Genomic DNA, 19,033 nt, shown 5'->3' with positions numbered 1-19,033 from the left:
TTTACCACCTCAGTTCAATTTTTTTTAAGGCTGATGGTATTTTTCCATTCTTGTTGAATGCTCAATTTCAATTTCTTCAAGATCATCAATTTCCTCTGATACTTCGATTTCTATTTTTTTACTAAAATAAACAATTGAAATAATAAATGCTAAAAGGCTAAAAGGTAAAACCATTATTTTAAATCCGAACCAAGTAAACGAATGTAAAATATGAAAATAGCTACCTAGTAACAAGCAAAAAGTAAGTAATAGCAGGTCGATCACAATTACACCGCAAAATGATTTTACTATTTTTATTAATAAAGGATTCAATTAGATCACACTCCATTATTAATCTATGATTTAAATGTGAAATAATGAATTATTCCGAGCAATTAGTACCAGATACTTGGAAAAAACAACAATTTATGGTGGGCATTTCAAGAAAATAAAAAATTTACTTTTTAAAAATAGAGTACTTTTTTCTTTAAATTATTTAAAAAGTTAAATAATCTATTAATTGTCTAATCAGAATCTATTAAAAATGAATATAGTGAAAGGATAATAGAAAAGGAGTGTTTTTTACTATGGCAGCAGAGTTTGAAGAATTCAAAGATATAAAAGAAGAAATTCAAGAGGTACTTGCAGCAGCTAATGCAGATGGTGCAATCAATTTTAATTTTATTAACATTGAAATTAAAGAAAATCGCATCCAAGTCGAACAAAGAGCTGAAGGCGGAGGACAAATTAATCGAAATGTTGGTATGAACGCAAATCAAGGCGGACAAAATGCTAGAGACAATAGCCAAACAGCAAATGATCGTTCACAATTTGCAGATGGAAATGGTAGAAGTGGTATTGCTGGAAGAGATAATGATGAATTAGGCGGACAGCAAGGAATTAAAATCAGAGACAGCAAAATCAAAAGAAGCAAAATCAGAACAGATTCCTCTCACAACGAAGGAGCAGTAACTGAAGACCAAGACGTTGAACAATTCCAATTACCAAGTTTAAATAGACTTAACAGAACAACTGAATAACCGAATTCCGGTTGCTAGATGACTCATCACATTATTTTCAAATCTTAAAGCATGGACAAGCTCTTCTAAAATTTAAATAGAACATGTCACATCTTGATTGTGAATGTTGAGATTGAAATCTGATGCAATTTATGTTCACTCTCTTACATTTGACATCAATTGAAGACAAATGTGTATATCTAATAAATAACCCACGAGGAATATTCCTAGTGGGTTTACTTCATTTTTATAAGCTTTTCTGTCTTAAAATTCCGGTAAATTACTTAAATTATTTTCTGCAATACCATCCGGTTCACTTCTAAGGATGTCACGACCATACTTATGGATTACATCCACATGAGCTAAATTTCCACTTTTTGCTTCTTGTAAAGCTTGAAGATAATCTAGTTCACGATTTAAACTCGTTCTGAAACCAATTAAATCACCATCTTCATTTTTACGAACAGCAACAATATGTTCCTTGTCTTGATTTACTGATTCCTCTATCATTTGTTCTTCATCACTTTGATTTCTATACATTTCATATGCTTCTTCAAATCGATCTTGGGTCACTTTTATATCTCCTCCTTTTATTATTAGTTTTGCCATTGATGGAGGATGTATAACAAATTAGTCCTTCAAAAGTAATATATTTAGTTGTATCTATGTACTGTTTCATATTGTTATTGTTATTTTTATAATTCAGTATTGTATAACCTTCTATATGTATGAAATTACCTGATTACCAATTTTTTGAATGCTTTGATAAACCAACGAAAAGTAAAAAAAGAACTTTTCATATCCTTTACGTAGAAATTCCCATTAGTTAAAAAATAATCAACAGCAGGCGCATATACATTTAATGGGTTACTAGCTTTAATGAGCCGTTCTTGAAGTGCAACCGGCGATTACTTTCTTTTATTATTTATACTTCTTTAAAATGTTCTATAAAATCTTCAAGAAACTCATTATACAAATTCGATAAACCTCTTGTTTCTAAATAGATTAGCCAAAAATCAAGTTCAAATAATTGCATCTGTTTATCCTTCAGTGGGATTATTTTCAATTCTCCATTTACTACCATTGGAGAATTCTTTAGTGTAAAATCGTGAAGATATATAATTGCATTACTTTCTTTTACTAGCTTAAAAAGCATGCTAGTCCTATTTGAATTTATTATTACTTGCTCTGGATTTATTTTCGTAAATTTTAAAATCTGGTTATAATCAGAAGTTTCATAAGTTACTAATTTAGTATTTTTTAGATCATTTGGAGTTACAAAGTCAAATGTATAAAAGGGCGAGTTTCTTCCAACTGCTATACATATATGTCCTTTGTATATGTGCTTATAAGAAATATTTTTAGCTTTTTTCAACTCATCAACGGATGCAGAAATAAGCGCAAAATCATAATCTTCCTGATTAAAATTCTCAATAATCTTTGTAGGATTTTGTTCGATTAATTCAAAGGTTAAATTTTCATTTTCTAGATTAAGCTTTACCAAAAATTCTTGAAGTATATAAAAAAAAGCAGGTGCAATTTTTACTTTTAAATGCCTTTGATAATTATTCTTATATACGCTCAGTTTTTTATTCATTTCATTTATAGTTTTTAGAACTGAATTTGCTGTTGAAATCACTATTTCACCTTCAAAAGTTGGCGTAATACTTTTTTTGGATCGATTAAAAATTTTTATTCCAAGCTCGTTTTCAAGTTGGGTAATAGATTGACTCAAACCTGGAGTAGATATAAATAGTTTTTCTGCTGCTTTTGTAATCGACTTTTCAATTTCGACAGTGACAATATGTTCCATTTGTTCAAAATTCATATTTATCCTCCGCAATTAATTTTTTTAAAAAAAAGCTCAAAAAAACTCCTTCTTTATTCTCGCTATTTTAATACTATTTAAAATAGATTTAATTTCTCCCTAGTTTAGTTATCACCTATAAGTAAAATAAAGGATGATCTATTAATGATCATCCTCCATTTGTTGTTGAACTAATACTTGCGTAGTCCAACAACATGATTGAGTATACCAAAGAGGTGTAATTGAACTATCGATAAATAAAGTAGAATAAAAAACAGCCCTTAAAGATTTACCAAATTACCAAATAAAAGTAATTTTATTTCGACTAATGACTTAATACTTTCTATTGTATGTTTATGCTCAATTTCGTCATAAAACCATGAATCTCTAATAATATGAATTGCTTTCATCCCTGCTTCTAAAGCAGGTACAATGTCACTTCTAAGAGAGTTCCCGATCATTACTGGATTACTTAATTTTTCATTTAACTCAAGATAGGTATTTATATCTTTTTTACTAGTAATAAATACGTTATCAAAATGTTGCACTAAGCCAGTATCTATCACGCGCTTTGATTGTACGTCTTTTTCACCTAAAGTCAATATAGTCATACTTGCTACATCTTTATGATTTGATAATTCTTCTATTATAAATGTGTCATTTTGCAGTGGAATATTTACTTTAAATATCGTTTTTGCTAAAGATTGTAATTGATCAATAACAATACTTGATATCTCTAAATTATTTCGTGTTGCCAATAAATCTAAAGTTGAATCCCATGCATAAGGATATCGCTCTTTACTGAAACCCATATCTTTTATTAGTTCCAGATCGATTTTATTGAAAACCTCTTTAATGTCATTTATAAATACTTTTTCATCTAGCGCTTGCTGCACTAAATTTGCACATAAATCTACATTATGCCGAAATGCGGCTTGGGTTTGAATTAATGTATCATCTAAATCAAAAATTAAATCATATTTCATAATAATTTATCTCACTTTCCAACTGAACCGTATTGTAATTAATTTTCACATCAATTGTATGCCTTTTGATTCGGCTTTTCTAATTATATATGCTATTTTGCAAAGTGTCCCTATTTTACTCTTAAAATTAAAAACAATTATAATAGCAGAGCAATTCGTTCTAAAATTCCCTCTGTATTTTTATTGTTATAATACGGTTTTCTAAGTAAAAGAGCAGTAAATAACAGTGTAAATCTCATCCTGCTTCAGTGAACCAAATAAAAATTATGATCTGGTTATCTCCATTGCTAATTAAAATACTAAAAAATAAAAACGCCAGTATAGTACTGTCGTTTTATAATGAGTTAATTTTAATAATCAATTTCTCCCCAAATATTTTTCAAATTTTCATTTGATTTTTTAAGTAAATTCGTAAAATTGTCTGCAACAAAATAAACAAAATCAGGGTCATGTATATACGAGATTATTTGCCCTTCAGTTCCATTGTTTGTAGGGTTAAAGTCAAGAATTAAATATAAATCTCCGCCAGCTAAGGTTGCGAAAGGTATCCATTTTTTATTCTTTAAATAAGGTTTAATTCTCTTATCTAAATTATTAATTTCATCTTCTTCGTAATAGTCACTCATTAATTCATTTTCACTAAAGTAAGCTTCTTTTTCATCTATAATTTCATCTAATGAAAACAAGTAAAAAGGTTCAATATTATCATTTTCACACTTAGGATATAAAATATGAAAATGGTAACCACTTCCGTTTTTGTATTGATAGAATTCCCTAAAATCTTTTGGTAAGGTTATCCCGTATTTCGCTTCAAATTTGTCTAATTCTTCATTAGATACACCTTTAATCAACTTAAAATTTTCCATATCTTCTTTTTTATCTTCAACAATTTTTTCTTCAAGTAATTTTTCTAATACTTCTATTTGCTCTTGTAACATTTAATTACCAACCGCCTTCACAAATCTAATAAATTATAAAATACTACTCCCTTTTCATTATCATCAAGATTAATCCCAATGATTAAATAATACTTCACCTATTCTTTCTGGTTTCCAGTAAGCTATTTGATTTAATTCTGCCCTATTTAATTCATTCGAACTGTTAAATAAGAGTGGTTCATTCAGTTCCTTTGTACACAAAACTTTATAATATGGGCTTAACTCTTCTTTTATTTGAGGAACATCTATAAAATTTATTTCACCAAAATTAACTGCTGAAGCAAAAGCTGAAAATGGATAATGAGCATTCAAAAGAATGTAAGAATGTTTATTGGAAACATTCACTTCCATTGCAAAAAAATTTGTTGCAACTTGTGGTTCTTGAAAGTTCAAAATTGTTCCTTTATATTGGTTTATAATACTGAAACACAATTTTTCAAACTGCTTACCATCAGTTTTGGGAGGTACATTTTGTTTTTCATAGAAGCCAGTTATACCATTAAGAAGTTTCATAGTTACCACCATAATTTTCCACTGGATATAATTAAAATAATTACTTTATATCCCCAAATTTAATGCTCTTAAAAAACTTATTCTTCTTTCAAATGATAAGTTACCTGCACAACTCCAGATGAAAACGTTCTTGTATTCATCATAATTAAATTCTTTCTCTGTTTTATGTCAACAAACAAAGGTTTTCCTTCACCCAATATAACAGGATGAATTGATAGTCTAAATTCATCTACTAGCCCTAAATTTATAAATGATGTAATAAGGCTTGATCCGCCATACAACCAGATGTCTTTGCCGGGCCTTTCCTTTAATTTATTTACTTCTTCAATTATATTTTCATTTATAAATGTTGCATTATTTTCATCTTTTGTTTGAGTTCTGGAAAACACATATTTTTCCTTGCTATGAACTAAATTCCACATTTCTATATCAGATTCAGAGTCATCTATACATGGAATATAATTCCCCCACAAATCATAACTTTTTCGACCATATAAAATAGTATCTATTTGATTGAGGAAATTTGTGAATTCCATTTCAGGATCCAATATGCACCAATCAACTTCTCCGTTTTTCCCTTCTATAAAACCATCTAATGTTACCGCTAGATCTAAAATTATTTTTCTTTGTTTTATGCTATTTTCCAAAACTCTTCCTCCTAATTCGTTTAGACATTTTTCAAACTGGTACTTCTCACTAATAACGAATATTTGTTCTTATTTTGATTATAACAAGCATGCTTGGTGCTATCAAATATCGCTATTTCGGTTTAAAAGTACTAAAAACCACATGATTTGCTTTTTTAGAACATGTAATCCATGATTATTTGCACTATTGTTAATTTTATTTGCAGTTTTGAAATTTTTATTTGCACTTATCCTAATTTTAATTGTAGTTTTATTATTTTTAATTGCACTTTTGCCAATTTTAATTGCACTTTTGCCAATTTTAATTGCCGTTTCTATATTTTTATTTGCACTTCGACCTTTATTTGCAGCTCGCAAGCTCTTGTTTGCACTGTAACAAATTTTAATTGCAGTCTCACATCTCTTATTTGCACTGTTATACATATTAATTGCAGCTTCACATCTCTTATTTGCACCTCGACCCCTATTTGCACCTCAGTAGCTCTTATTTGCACTATTACCAAATTTAATTGCAGTCTCACATCTCTTATTTGCACTTCTACAAATTTTTTTAACACCCCCACCCAAAACAAAACAAAAAAAAACCCGTAAACAAAGAAGTTTACGAGTTTCTCATTTTACTTATTTAACAGTTTAACCTTCTCAACAAGAAAGTTTAAGATAACATGTGCTGCGATTCTGCTTGTCATGTCACGGAAATCGATTGTTGGGTCAAGCTCAACAATATCCATTCCAGTAACTTTTGGATGTGATGCTAGATAACAGATACCATCTAATAGAGTTTGACTGTCCATTCCTCCAGGTCCAATTGCTGGGCAACCAGGAGCAAATGCTTGGTCTAGTACGTCCATATCTAGGCTAATGTAAATTGCATCTACTTTGTCTACTAAATGGTTGATGCTCTCTTTAATAATTTTTGAGATACCTAATTCGCGAACATCACGCATTGAGTAGATTGTTACACCATTATTTACACCGAATTCAGTGTATGGAGCACTATTTGAAAAATTTCGGATTCCAATTTGAACTAAATGTTCACCTTTTAGAATGCCTTCGTCAATCAAGCTACGGAAAGGTGTACCGTTTGAACGTCCACCATCTTCAGTATTTCTTAAGTCATGATGAGCATCAAATTGGATAACTCCTACTGTTCCTCGTTCTTTTGCAAAAGCTGAAATGCTTGGAAAACTAATTCCGTGATCCCCACCTAAAATGATTGGCATCGTTTCTTTATATTGACCTAGCAATTCAGAGATTGTAGATCTAATACGATTTCTTGACTCTTCAAAATCAGTCACATGCATCGTAATATCACCAAAATCAGTTACATTGAAATCCTTTAAATCAATTTGGTCTTCGATATGATAAGTACTGTAGCTACTTAGCATTTTTCGAATTGAAGCAGGTGCAAAGCTTGCGCCTGAATGACTAATTGATGTTTTAGACAATGGTACACCTATAATTGAGAAATTGGATGCTTCTGTTCCATTCCATGCAGAGATGATTTCATTTGCTTTTGTTACTTTTGAATCAATGAAATTTGCATCTCCTGCTTTTTTAAGATGTGATAGCGACATCGTGTTCACCCCTACTTACTACTAATTTACCATTCTTAAATACTGATTCTACATGATTTACACCAAAATGGTAAGGTACATAAGTATAGTTTGGTACATTCCAAATAACGACATCTGCCTTACGTCCAATTTTTAGCTTACCAGCTTGGTCTCCACGATTAATCGCGTGTGATGAGTTAATCGTAACTGCATTCCAAATTTCTTCAGGCGTCATTTTTAGTTTAAGCATTGCAATTGTCATGATTAATTGTAAATTTTCAGTCGGGCAGCTTCCTGGGTTGAAATCAGTTGCTAATGAAACTGCTACGTTATTTTCAATCATCGCTCTTGCAGGTGCAAATTCTGGTTTATTCAAATAGAAAGTAGTTCCCGGTAAAATGACACCGATTGTATTGCTCTTACCAAGCATTTCAACACCTTTTTCAGATGCTCCACATAGATGATCAGCGGAAATAGCGCCAATTTCAGCTGCCATTTCAGTACCACCTAGAGGATCGATTTCATCGGCATGAATTTTAACATTAAAGCCTTGTTCTTTTGCTTTTAGTAAAAATCCTCTTGATTGTTCTACTGAAAATACACCAGTTTCAGCGAATACATCTACAAATTCAGCAAGTTCTTCCTCTTTAATAACATCTAATAAAGATAGCATTTTTTCTAAGAAAGCTTCTTCATTTCCCTTATACTCCTTAGGTATTGCATGCGCACCTAAGAAAGTTGAAACTAAATCAATATCATGCTCAGTTTGTAATTCTTTAGCAACTCGAAGTTGTTTTAATTCAGTTTCTTCATCAAGTCCATAACCACTTTTTGCTTCAACTGTTGTTACACCGAATGAAAGCATTCTGTTTAGGTGATGAATTGTTTTCTTTTTTAAATCCTCATGTGAAGCTAATTTAGTTTGACCTACAGTAGAATGGATCCCGCCACCCATTTCTAATATTTCTAAATAAGAAGCACCTTGTAATTTCAAACTAACTTCATGCTCACGTGATCCTCCAAAGACCACGTGAGTATGAGGGTCAACTAATCCTGGAGTGACTAGTTTTCCCTGGCAATCAATTACTTCTTTTGCATCAATTTTCTGTTCGTTCATTTGACCGATATAAATAATTTCCCCATCTTTCCATGCAATTTCTGCATTTTCTAGTACAGGTAGGTTACTCATGTCTTTTCCATGAATTGGACCATTACCATGATCCATCGTTAATAATTGACCAATATTTGTTAATAGAATATCTGCTTTCAATTCTAACACCTACTTCATCATTGGGATGTTTACGCCTTTTGCTTTTGCAGTTTCAACAGCTAAATCATAACCTGCATCAACGTGACGAACTACACCCATTCCTGGATCTGAAGTTAATACTCTTTCGATACGTTTTGCAGCTGCATCCGTACCGTCAGCAACGATTACCATACCAGCATGTAAAGAATAACCCATACCTACTCCACCACCGTGGTGTACACTTACCCAGCTTGCGCCATTTACACCATTAATAAGTGCATTTAGGATTGGCCAGTCAGCTACTGCGTCACTACCATCTTTCATGCTTTCTGTTTCACGATTTGGAGATGCTACTGAACCACAATCTAAATGGTCACGACCGATTACGATTGGCGCTTTTAATTCGCCATTTTTAACCATTTCGTTAATGATTTTACCGAATTTAGCACGCTCACCGTAGCCTAACCAACAAATACGTGATGGTAAACCTTGGAATGCAACCTTTTCACGAGCCATACGGATCCAGTTACATAAATGCTCGTTATCAGCAAATTCACGTAAAATAACTTCGTCTGTTTTGTAAATATCTTCTGGATCACCAGAAAGTGCTACCCAACGGAAAGGACCTTTACCTTCACAGAATAATGGACGAATAAATGCAGGTACGAAACCAGGGAAATCAAATGCATTTTTAACGCCTTCATCTAAAGCAACTTGACGAATGTTGTTACCGTAATCAAATGCAAGAGCGCCACGTTGTTGCATCGCTAAAATTGCTTCAACATGAACTGCCATACTATGTTTTGCACGTTTAATTACTTCATCTGGATTTTGGGCACGAAGTTTCTTTCCTTCTTCCATAGACATTCCGATCGGTAAATAACCATTTAATGGATCATGTGCAGAAGTTTGGTCAGTAATTAAATCTGGTACAAAATTACGTTCAACTAATTGAGGTAAAATTTCAGCAGCATTACCTACTAATCCGATTGCTAAAGCTCTTCCTTCGTTTTTAGCTTCAGTAGCAAGTTGTAATGCTTCCTCTAAATCGTGTGTTAACACGTCACAATATCTAGTGTCAATACGACGTTGAATTCTAGTTTCGTCAACATCAATACCGATTACAACTCCACCATTCATTGTTACAGCTAGAGGTTGAGCTCCACCCATACCGCCAAGTCCTGCTGTAATTGTAATTGTACCTTTTAAGCTACCACCGAAATGTTGTTTAGCAGCTTCTCCAAATGTTTCATAAGTACCTTGTAAAATACCTTGAGTACCGATGTAAATCCAGCTACCAGCAGTCATTTGACCATACATCATTAATCCTTTTTCATCTAATTCACGGAAGTGTTCCCAAGTTGCCCATTTTGGAACTAAGTTTGAGTTAGCTAGTAAAACTCGTGGTGCATCTTCATGAGATTTGAATACTGCAACTGGTTTACCTGATTGAACTAATAATGTTTCATCGCTCTCTAATTTCTTTAATGATTCAATAATTGCATCAAAACTCTCCCAGTTTCTTGCAGCTTTACCGATTCCACCGTATACAACTAAATCTTCTGGTCTTTCTGCTACTTCTTCGTCTAAGTTGTTTAATAGCATACGAAGTGCTGCTTCTTGAACCCAACCTTTAGTGTTTAATTCAGTACCTCTTGGCGCTTTTAAAGATCCTTTTGTGATTTCCATTTTAATTCCACCTCTTCTTATATTTGTGTTTGTTTTGTATAGTTTTTTGCTATGAAATTTTCTTTTAAATAAGTTGTTAATTTTTCAATGTCTTTTGAGAATACGCGATCTCTAGTAATTGATGGAACTGTTTTACGAGCATCTTCCATAAACTTTCTAGTTGTCTCAGACATTTTTTCAATCCCTTTATATTCAACACCTTGCATTGCACAAATACATTCGATTGCTAAAACTCTTCTAGCGTTTTGTAAAATTTGGTAAGCATGACGTGCACCGATTGTCCCCATACTTACATGATCTTCTTGGTTAGCTGAAGAAGGAATTGAGTCAACACTTGCTGGATGTGCTAATGTTTTATTTTCAGAAACTAAAGCAGCCGCAACGTATTGCATAATCATTGCACCAGATTGTAATCCTGGTTCTGGACTTAAAAATGGTGGTAAATCATTTAATTGTGGGTTAACTAAACGTTCAATACGTCTTTCAGAAATATTTGCTAACTCAGCAACGCCTAATTTAAAGAAGTCCATTGCAAATGCGATTGGTTGACCATGGAAATTTCCACCAGAGAATACATCATCTCCGAATAATAATGGATTATCAGTAGCTGCATTCATTTCGATTTCTAACTTCTCTTTTGCATAGTTCAGTACTTGCCAGCTTGCTCCATGAACTTGAGGAATACATCTTAATGTATAAGCATCTTGAACTCGGATTTCACCTTGTCTAGTCGTTAATTGGCTTGTTGCTAAAATATTGCGGTAACGTTCTGCTACTTCAATTTGTTCTTTATATCCACGAGCAATATGAATTCTTTCATCAAAAACATCTGTAATACCATTTAATGCTTCAAATGTAATAGAAGAAATTAATTCACTTTGATAAGCTAATTCTTCACCTTCAAGATAAGTAAGAATACCCATTGCTGTCATTGCTTGTGTACCATTAATTAAAGCTAAACCTTCTTTAGCTTCTAGAGTAATTGGTAAAATTCCTTCTTTAGCTAAAGCTTCTGCTGTTTCCATACGTTTTCCTTTATAGAAAACTTCACCTTCACCAAGTAAAACTAAAGCTAAGTGAGATAAAGGAGCTAAATCTCCGCTTGCACCTAATGATCCTTGAGATGGGATAACTGGGTGAATTTGAGCATTAATTAATGAAAGTAATTTTTCAACTACTACTAAACGTACACCAGAGTGACCTTTTAACATTGTATTTGCACGAAGTACTAACATCGCTCTTGAAACTAATTCAGGGAACGGTTCACCAACTCCACATGCATGAGAAGCTATTAAGTTATATTGAAGTGTTGAAACATTTTCTTTTTCAATTAATACATCACTAAATTTTCCGAAACCTGTTGTGATACCATAAACGACTTTGCCATTATTTACGATTTCTTCAACCTTTTCTCTACATGCTTTTACCGCTACTAAGCTATCTTCACTCGCTTTTACATACGCCATTTCGAATAAAATACTTTTCATTTGTTCCATTGTTAAGCTATTACCAGTTAAAGTTACCATTAAAAAACACCTCCGAATTTTGTCAAAAAAAACACAGAAAGAGGCTATGAGACGTAAATAGTAACTTACGAATCATAGCCCCCTATCATCTAATAAACTATGGGCGATTATATGTGATTAATGCCGAGTCCTGCTGATTCATGCTCCGATCCTTTAATTGGAGCACCAATCGTTCCGTATAGTGCAACTGCAATCCAGTCACCCTCGTTTACGTTTTTATAAGGTTTACCTCTAACAACAGCAAATCTAAGTCCTACTGTTCTAAGAACATCACCTAATTGAACATGACCTCTTGTTACGCCTTGAATCGCTTCAAGTGTTGCATGATATAATGAATGAACTTCTCTATATAGAGCTCCATTGATTACACCATTTTGTTTGGCAGCGGTTTCAATCGCAGCAACGACCTTTTGAGCATCCATTGTGCCGACCTTACCTACACACCATACAACGTTTTCATTTTTCATTAATTCTTCTTCTTGATCAGTCAAAGCAAGCATCATAGCTGTTCGACCTATTCGTTGACTTTGCTCTGCCATATCGCTAATACCTCTTACTTACTTTCTCTAATAAACTAGTATCTGATTACATTATATGCCAACAATTAGTAAACTTCAATATTTTCAGATTATTATTTTTAAAAAATATTTTTTTATTAAAACTTGTAGGAATATTCAAAATATTTATCAATAAATTATTATTTAAGAAAACTTGTCCATTTGTCATCTTTTAATAACTTGTTGAATAACAGAAAAAGGAATAATTCGCCGATTGTTAAGATCTTTTTCTTAACACTAGCTGCCAAGTAACGCCAAAACAATCAGTAACCCATGTAACCTTACTAAAATCATTCATTTCTACTGGCCCCATAAGTACTTTCCCATCAACCTTTAATCCGCCAAAAATTAAATCAAACTCCGCATCGTCATTGCATTCTAAGTAAAATGAAACAGCCCAAGTAAATTCAGGACAATGTTCTTTTTCCATATCCAATACCATAAAAGACTGTCCTAAAATTTCAATAATGCCATTTAGAATTTTCCCTTCAACACCTCGGTCATCTTTCGTATATCTTCGAAGAGAAACGAGTTTTGAATTCGGAAAAGTACGAACATAATAATTCATTGCTTCCTCCGCATTCCCACTAAACGTAAGAAATGGAGTAATCCTTTGCCCTGATACAACCGGTATTACTTGTTCTTGTGTCATCTTTGAAACCCTCCAACAAATTGTAATTACCTCGTTTTAGAACTTAAAAAACAAACCAATTCTAGTTCATTAATTCTACTTGATATTTCCCCTTTAAAAATGTAAATATCAGATAGATTGTACCATATTTTTACACAGCAAAAAACTTCGCAGTTAATTGAATAAATACGAAGTAAATAATGTGGATGTGCATATTATTATTGGTTTATCCAATTGCCTATTCGATCTCTAAGTATTTCCTTATCTTAACAATTTTCTTCTTTTGTTTATTTTTTAATTATATAATTGTAATACAATAAATAAAAGGAGGTTTATATGAAAAAATTTTTCGGAAGATTTTTAAAAAAGAAAATAAAAAATGATAATGCATTTTATAACAATCTTTACAATCAGTTTAATACAAACGACTTAAAAGTAAATTCTAACTTCGTTAATTTATCGTTCGTTTCTAGACTAGAAAACGCATGGAAAATGGATTTCCTAGCTAATGTTAAAGAAAGAATTATTGAAAAAGAAGGTTGGAGCAAAGAAAAATATTCCTTTATTGAAAGTGAATTAAAGCGCTTTTTCTTAATGGCTGCAATCTTTGAAAACGTACCAATGTATAGTCAAGAAGTTGATAAAATCTGGCACGAAATGATTTTATTTACGAAAAGTTATCATAACTTCTGCAAGGCTTTTTGTGGTGAAATGATACACCATGAACCAAATATTCATAAAGATGATGTAACTATAACCGATCGAAGCGATGCTAGGGCTGTTTACAATTTGTTATATAATACTTTGTTTGAAACGACATCTGTAAATACCAATGTCTTAGGAAGTTTAGTTGTTAATTATAAAAATACTAAAGTTCAAGAATATTTATCGAGCAAAACAATTCAAACAAAAAGTTTCGTTTCACATTTAAACTCACATACTAAAAATAATTTTTTAAACGAGTTTGCTAGAATTCAAAAAAATTTAGTAGAAAAAGAAAATGAAGAAGCAAGAACAAAAGACCAATCACAAAAATCTTACCCAAATTTATCTAAACGTCCATCTTCTAGCAAAAAATCAGATGATGGCCATATTAACTCAACATTTTTAGCTACGAATTCTTTTTTTGCATTAAATGAAAGTTCAAATGATTGTTCAAGCAAGAATGATAGTCATCATCATAACTTGCACTCTTCATGCTCTAGTTCATCACATTCTTCATGTTCTAGTGGTTCTCACTCTTCGTGTTCTAGTTCGAGTTGTTCAAGTTCTGGTTGTTCAAGTTAATCTATGGATATTGTCGTCAAAGTATAATTAAATTAACTCAACCTTAAGGTTGGGTTAAACTGCTTTATTTTTAGTAAAAATTTTTCTGCTACTTTATAGGGACAATTTAACCATTTCTCGATTCCCCAAAAGGTAAAATAATATAACTAATTGTTAGTACTAAAATAATAATTGCTAACCAAAGATTATGGGCCGATTCTCCATTTACAATAATAAAACGAATAGTCGCTGTAATCCCGATATATAGAAGATAGCGTATTGGAAAATGATAATTTTCTTTGAAATATTGAACAATAATTGATATAAATCCAAAATATAAGAAAAATATTAAAACTTTGCTAAAAATCTGATGAACATTTTTATTTCCTAATAAAATATCGTTAAAAATATTATAAAGTTCTCTAAAAAGGAAATACGCAAGAATCAAACTCAGTAAAAATAAAGATATATTTAATAAAGTTTGATAAAGCTTGATCAGCATTTTTCGGTTTTTAAACCAACTCGTTCCAAACATTTGTCTCCTCCATTTTTTCCCCTATAAAAAGATTCTTTATTTGATTTTGTTGACATAAAAGTTTAACATTAAGCATTTTCGCTTCTCTATACAATGTTTCGATCGAATACAAAAACTGAAATGCCTATATTTTCTTCAACTTTCATATCTGAAAATAGATGGACTAATTTTGCGCCAACAAGTTCTTCTAAACCTTCTGGAGGGTTATTTAAGTACAATTCTTGAATCATTTTTGTTCGTGCAGTATGAACCATTTCTGCCCCATTCATTGTTCCGGAAATAAATTTTTCAGTTGGTGTCAAATTACCATATAATGTTGAAACGGCCATGTTTTCAACAAACACTGTATGAATCCGCTCCGGACCCTTTCCAAACAAATCTTTCCGAAGTTTTCTCATCATATCATTAAATTCATGTATTTTTTTTGACATTACTTATTCGCCTCAATTTCAATTTTTTAAATGTTATTACATATCTTTGCACTGTACCCTTTAACCTATTTACACAGACTGAGAAATATTGTCTAAGTTTCGATCACATTTCCCACAAATTCACTTCACTTCCTACCTTTTAGAAAAAAAAAATTCCACCAGGAAGACAATTAGCCCATTCAGAGGCTTTCTGTCATCTTGGTGGAATAGTTAATTAGCAAAAAATTTACTAAAATACCAATCCAATTTAAGTTAAATGAATGTAATAGATCCACAACAAATACATTATCATGCTTCCATATCATCCGGATTTATTATATCCCTATATGTTTAAATAAACAATCAAAAAGTTAATTTTATCTATTTCTACATATTGATGATTTTCCTTAGATCTTACAACGCTAACCACAATTCCATTACCGATTCTAAGTCTTTACTTAATTCAATTTTCCTACAATATAAATCATTGAGCTTATGATAATCTTCCTCACTATTCATCGCAAGATCAATCTCATTTATTTCTTTTTCAAATCGTTCAATTTTTACTAGGGCTTCAGCTTTCATTTTTTCTTGGTTATTATCATCTTTTTTATTAACTTTTTTTCGAATGCCTTTTTTTTCAACCGGATCTTTCGTTTCTTTAAAACTAATCTTTTCTTTTATGCTTTTATAATCATCATAATTGCCAAGATAGCTTTTTAATTCATAATCCTCAATTGCGATCACTCGTTGACTCATTTTATTAATAAAATATCTGTCATGTGAAATAAAGAAAATTGTCCCTTTAAATTCATCAAGTGCTTCTTCAAGCGTTTCGATTGAATCTATATCAAGATGATTTGTAGGTTCATCAAGGATTAACAAATTGATATCTTTGAATAATAACATAGCTAATTTCAGCCTTATTCTCTCTCCACCTGACAAAAATTTAACTTTTTTAAAGACACTTTGTTTATAAAACATAAATTTTGAAAGATATTCCCTTGCTTTCCCTTCAGGTATTGAGATATCCTCTCTAAAACATTCAAGCACTGTTATTTCTTCGTTATTAAAACTTATTTTCTGAGGTAAATATGCGGTCAGCACATTTGCTCCTAGTTGTACCACGCCATTATCTGATTTTTCTTCACCTAAAAGCATCTTTAAGAAAGTAGTTTTTCCGCTTCCATTAGGACCGACAAGCCCAACTCTTTCCCCGTAATTAATCAATAAACTCGTATCTTTGAATAGTACTTTTTCTTCATAAGATTTCGAAAGCTCAATTGCTTTAATTGTGTCATTTCCTGATCGTTTGGATCCTTTTAAATCTAATTTCATATTTTCTTTTTCAAAAACTGGTTTTTCAATTCTATTCAATTTATCAAGTTTTTTCTGTATACTTGCAGCCCTTTTAAAAAATTTGTTATTATCAGCACGCATCGCCCAGTCTCTTAAATTGGTTACGGTATTTTCCATCGCTTTTATCTTTTTTTGTTGTTCTTTAAAATGCTCAAATTGGATCTGTATGTTTTTTTCTTTTTGCTCAACAAAAAATGAATAGTTGCCCTTATACGTAATTGATTCTAATTCTTCAACTTCTACAATTTTTGTTACGACATTATCTAAAAAGTATCGATCATGCGAAACAATCAATACAATTCCTTTATAATTTTCAAGAAATTCTTCTAACCATTCTACTGAATCCATATCTAAATGATTTGTAGGTTCATCAAGCAATAGAATATCGGGGCTATTGATTAAAAGTTTACCAAGTAATACAGTCGTTTTTTCACCACCACTTAATAAATCAAAATCTCTGTTTAAAAAACTTTCTTCAAATTTAAATCCGGTACATACCTTACCTAACTTTTCTTCCCGTTGATATCCGCCATTTACTTCAAATAATTGGACTAAATCACTATACCTTTTCATAGCTCTTTCTAGGGCATTATTTTCTATATCTTTCATTTGATCTTCTAACTCACGCATTTGATTTTCTATTTGAACAATTTCATCAAAAGCCATATTTAAAACATCAATTACTTTTAAGCCTTTAGGATAAACTGGCGTTTGTTCCAAATATGCAGTAGTGAGACCTTTAGGTACGAAATTAATTAATCCTTCATCATAACCATAACTTGAGGTTTGAGGATAACCTGGGTAATAATTCATCGGCACAATTCCTGCTATTATTTTAAGAATGGTACTTTTACCACTCCCATTGATTCCAATAATACCGATTTTATCCCCCTCATAAGCTTCAAATGTTATATTTTTAAGCACTAAAGTTGCATCCATATATTTTTTAAGACCATTTATTTTTAATTCGAACATAAAATTTCCTTCTTTCATCCATAAATTTCGTTATGCATATATGGACAAGGTAAAGAAGTGAACTTTGATACGATTTAATTATTTAGTTAAGACTCATTATTTTTAAGTTTGTTAAGATTTATGGAACCAAATAAAAAAGACCATAAGAAGAAAGTATCTTCTCACAGTCTAATAAACTTGGTGATTTATCATTTATCTAGAGCTATATAATCAAAGCCCCATCAGCTAAAACAAAGATCTGATGGAATACTAAAAAAATATCTCGTACTCAATAAATAATCATCTCGTTATCAGTAAAGTAAGTTACCTTCTAATTTGCCTTAATTCCATAAGAGCATAACAAATAGGCCTATACATTAGGCAATTTTCAACTCATTTGGAAAACATATTAATTTAAATTAAATTAATATCAGCAATTAGTTGGCATCATAAACTTACTTTCCTCCTTCGAAATTTTCTATATTATCCCATTTTTCCGATTTTTTGTAAATGGTTACATTAAATTTATTAATCTTTATTTTTATTTATCCAACACATTTATTTAATCTTGTCATCTATTTATAATTTTACTTCCAAACCATATTTTATACATCTAATAGCTTACATAATTAAACAATGCCTGTACTGAAGCAGTTATTTTTATTTGTCCATCTTGAATTGGTGTTGTTGGACCGCTGAATGCTGCTGCAGTCATTGTTAACGAAGACATTGGACGAACAATTTGGATACTTTCTTCAGCCAACCAGATTGGTATGTTATTAATCGATAAACCTAGTGATTTTGCGATGTTTTCTGCATTCAATTTTGCATTTAAAGTAGCCTTTTGTAGTGCTTCTCCGTAATACGGATCGGGATTTGATACTTCAAAAGTAAGATTCCGTACTTCATTTGCCCCATTTTCAACTGCAACATCAATCACTTTCCCTACATTTGCAAGATCCTTTACGATTACTTTAAAAATATGACTCACACGATATCCCTTAAAAATTTGCTGTGAATCTTGGTAATCAACAATTCGATCGATTGTATATGAATTCGTTTCAATTTCGTCTTGTTTAATTCCTATAGCTTTTAATGCTTCAATAATTTTATTCGAAATGATTGCATTCTCTGTCTGAGCTGTTTGAACTTTCATATCTTCTACTACTGATCCTAATAATACAAACGACTGGTCGGGCTTCACAAATACTTCTCCTTTTCCTGTGGCTTTGATCGTATAATTACTATTCACATTGCGTGATTGGAAAGCACTATGATATTGAGGGCTTGAATAATCATATCGCATACTTGTTAAGTTATAATTATTTAATGGATAAATCTTCCTCACATCCTTTTAAGACCAAAAATATTGTATTTGTGCCCATTTATTGTATGTTTTAAGACCTATTTCT

20 protein-coding genes are annotated in these 19,033 nt (G+C 31.5%); 2 read left to right on the top strand and 18 right to left on the bottom strand.

From position 1 onward, the window contains the following. Window positions 1–24: 24 nt before the first annotated feature. Window positions 25–312 carry a hypothetical protein gene (locus AB1282_RS17285; RefSeq protein ID WP_056477310.1) on the bottom strand — a complete coding sequence of 96 codons (288 nt, stop codon included), beginning with the start codon at window positions 310–312 and terminating at the stop codon, window positions 25–27. Window positions 313–566: 254 nt separating this feature from the next. Between AB1282_RS17285 and AB1282_RS17280 the strand changes: the two genes are divergently transcribed. Beyond that, window positions 567–1,019, top strand: a complete 453-nt coding sequence (locus AB1282_RS17280; protein WP_286131790.1) for a hypothetical protein — start codon at window positions 567–569, stop codon at window positions 1,017–1,019. 243 nt (window positions 1,020–1,262) lie between these two features. Here AB1282_RS17280 and AB1282_RS17275 read toward each other — a convergent pair whose 3' ends face one another. From AB1282_RS17275 to AB1282_RS17215, 13 genes are all read right to left on the bottom strand, one after another. Next, a complete protein-coding gene (locus AB1282_RS17275) occupies window positions 1,263–1,607 on the bottom strand; it encodes a DUF3892 domain-containing protein (protein WP_429899641.1) in 345 nt (114 codons plus the stop codon). A 316-nt stretch (window positions 1,608–1,923) separates the two neighbouring features. Then, window positions 1,924–2,826, bottom strand: a complete 903-nt coding sequence (locus AB1282_RS17270; RefSeq protein ID WP_429899640.1) for a LysR family transcriptional regulator — start codon at window positions 2,824–2,826, stop codon at window positions 1,924–1,926. Window positions 2,827–3,086: 260 nt separating this feature from the next. After that, on the bottom strand, window positions 3,087–3,791 hold the full coding sequence (locus tag AB1282_RS17265; RefSeq protein WP_429899639.1) for an HAD family hydrolase: 705 nt from the start codon (window positions 3,789–3,791) through the stop codon (window positions 3,087–3,089). A 350-nt stretch (window positions 3,792–4,141) separates the two neighbouring features. Beyond that, a complete protein-coding gene (locus tag AB1282_RS17260; RefSeq protein ID WP_429899638.1) occupies window positions 4,142–4,729 on the bottom strand; it encodes an SMI1/KNR4 family protein in 588 nt (195 codons plus the stop codon). Between the two features lie 69 nt (window positions 4,730–4,798). Then, the gene (locus AB1282_RS17255; RefSeq protein WP_429899637.1) at window positions 4,799–5,242 is read right to left on the bottom strand and encodes a hypothetical protein; all 444 of its coding nucleotides are present in this window, start codon (window positions 5,240–5,242) and stop codon (window positions 4,799–4,801) included. 77 nt (window positions 5,243–5,319) lie between these two features. Further along, window positions 5,320–5,889, bottom strand: a complete 570-nt coding sequence (locus AB1282_RS17250; RefSeq protein ID WP_429899636.1) for a dihydrofolate reductase family protein — start codon at window positions 5,887–5,889, stop codon at window positions 5,320–5,322. A gap of 102 nt (window positions 5,890–5,991) precedes the next feature. Then, complete coding sequence (locus AB1282_RS17245; RefSeq protein WP_429899635.1) at window positions 5,992–6,312, bottom strand: hypothetical protein; 321 nt, start codon at window positions 6,310–6,312, stop codon at window positions 5,992–5,994. A gap of 194 nt (window positions 6,313–6,506) precedes the next feature. Next, window positions 6,507–7,466, bottom strand: a complete 960-nt coding sequence (hutG, locus tag AB1282_RS17240) for a formimidoylglutamase (RefSeq protein WP_056477290.1) — start codon at window positions 7,464–7,466, stop codon at window positions 6,507–6,509. Next, on the bottom strand, window positions 7,447–8,670 hold the full coding sequence (gene hutI / locus AB1282_RS17235) for an imidazolonepropionase (RefSeq protein ID WP_429901166.1): 1,224 nt from the start codon (window positions 8,668–8,670) through the stop codon (window positions 7,447–7,449). Before hutI ends, hutG begins: the two co-directional genes overlap by 20 nt. 54 nt (window positions 8,671–8,724) lie before the next feature. Continuing rightward, on the bottom strand, window positions 8,725–10,383 hold the full coding sequence (hutU, locus tag AB1282_RS17230) for a urocanate hydratase (protein ID WP_056477287.1): 1,659 nt from the start codon (window positions 10,381–10,383) through the stop codon (window positions 8,725–8,727). A 17-nt stretch (window positions 10,384–10,400) separates the two neighbouring features. After that, window positions 10,401–11,909: a histidine ammonia-lyase gene (gene hutH / locus AB1282_RS17225; RefSeq protein ID WP_056477284.1), complete on the bottom strand. Its 1,509-nt coding sequence runs from the start codon at window positions 11,907–11,909 to the stop codon at window positions 10,401–10,403. A gap of 107 nt (window positions 11,910–12,016) precedes the next feature. Further along, complete coding sequence (gene hutP / locus AB1282_RS17220; protein ID WP_025671549.1) at window positions 12,017–12,448, bottom strand: hut operon transcriptional regulator HutP; 432 nt, start codon at window positions 12,446–12,448, stop codon at window positions 12,017–12,019. A gap of 235 nt (window positions 12,449–12,683) precedes the next feature. Further along, entirely contained in the window at window positions 12,684–13,118 is a 435-nt protein-coding gene (locus AB1282_RS17215; protein ID WP_056477281.1) for a VOC family protein, read from the bottom strand. A gap of 315 nt (window positions 13,119–13,433) precedes the next feature. On the opposite strand from AB1282_RS17215, the gene AB1282_RS17210 reads away from it, so the two are divergent. Next, window positions 13,434–14,384, top strand: a complete 951-nt coding sequence (locus tag AB1282_RS17210; protein ID WP_429899634.1) for a hypothetical protein — start codon at window positions 13,434–13,436, stop codon at window positions 14,382–14,384. 106 nt (window positions 14,385–14,490) lie between these two features. Here the strand turns inward: AB1282_RS17210 and AB1282_RS17205 are convergent, their stop codons facing one another. The 4 genes from AB1282_RS17205 to AB1282_RS17190 form a co-directional block, all read right to left on the bottom strand. Continuing rightward, the gene (locus AB1282_RS17205; RefSeq protein ID WP_429899633.1) at window positions 14,491–14,898 is read right to left on the bottom strand and encodes a phosphate-starvation-inducible protein PsiE; all 408 of its coding nucleotides are present in this window, start codon (window positions 14,896–14,898) and stop codon (window positions 14,491–14,493) included. Window positions 14,899–14,984: 86 nt separating this feature from the next. After that, on the bottom strand, window positions 14,985–15,329 hold the full coding sequence (locus tag AB1282_RS17200; RefSeq protein WP_056477273.1) for a DUF2294 domain-containing protein: 345 nt from the start codon (window positions 15,327–15,329) through the stop codon (window positions 14,985–14,987). 393 nt (window positions 15,330–15,722) lie between these two features. Then, window positions 15,723–17,642, bottom strand: coding sequence for a ribosomal protection-like ABC-F family protein (abc-f, locus tag AB1282_RS17195; RefSeq protein WP_429899632.1), 1,920 nt, complete (start codon window positions 17,640–17,642; stop codon window positions 15,723–15,725). 592 nt (window positions 17,643–18,234) lie between these two features. Beyond that, the gene (locus AB1282_RS17190) at window positions 18,235–18,927 is read right to left on the bottom strand and encodes an SIMPL domain-containing protein (RefSeq protein ID WP_056477267.1); all 693 of its coding nucleotides are present in this window, start codon (window positions 18,925–18,927) and stop codon (window positions 18,235–18,237) included. Window positions 18,928–19,033 lie beyond the last annotated feature (106 nt).

It is taken from the genome of Gottfriedia sp. S16(2024) (assembly GCF_050473765.1).
GTDB lineage: Bacteria > Bacillota > Bacilli > Bacillales > Bacillaceae_G > Gottfriedia.
The sequence above is the reverse complement of the archived record's forward strand: the minus strand, read 5'-3'. Positions and strand labels throughout refer to the sequence as shown.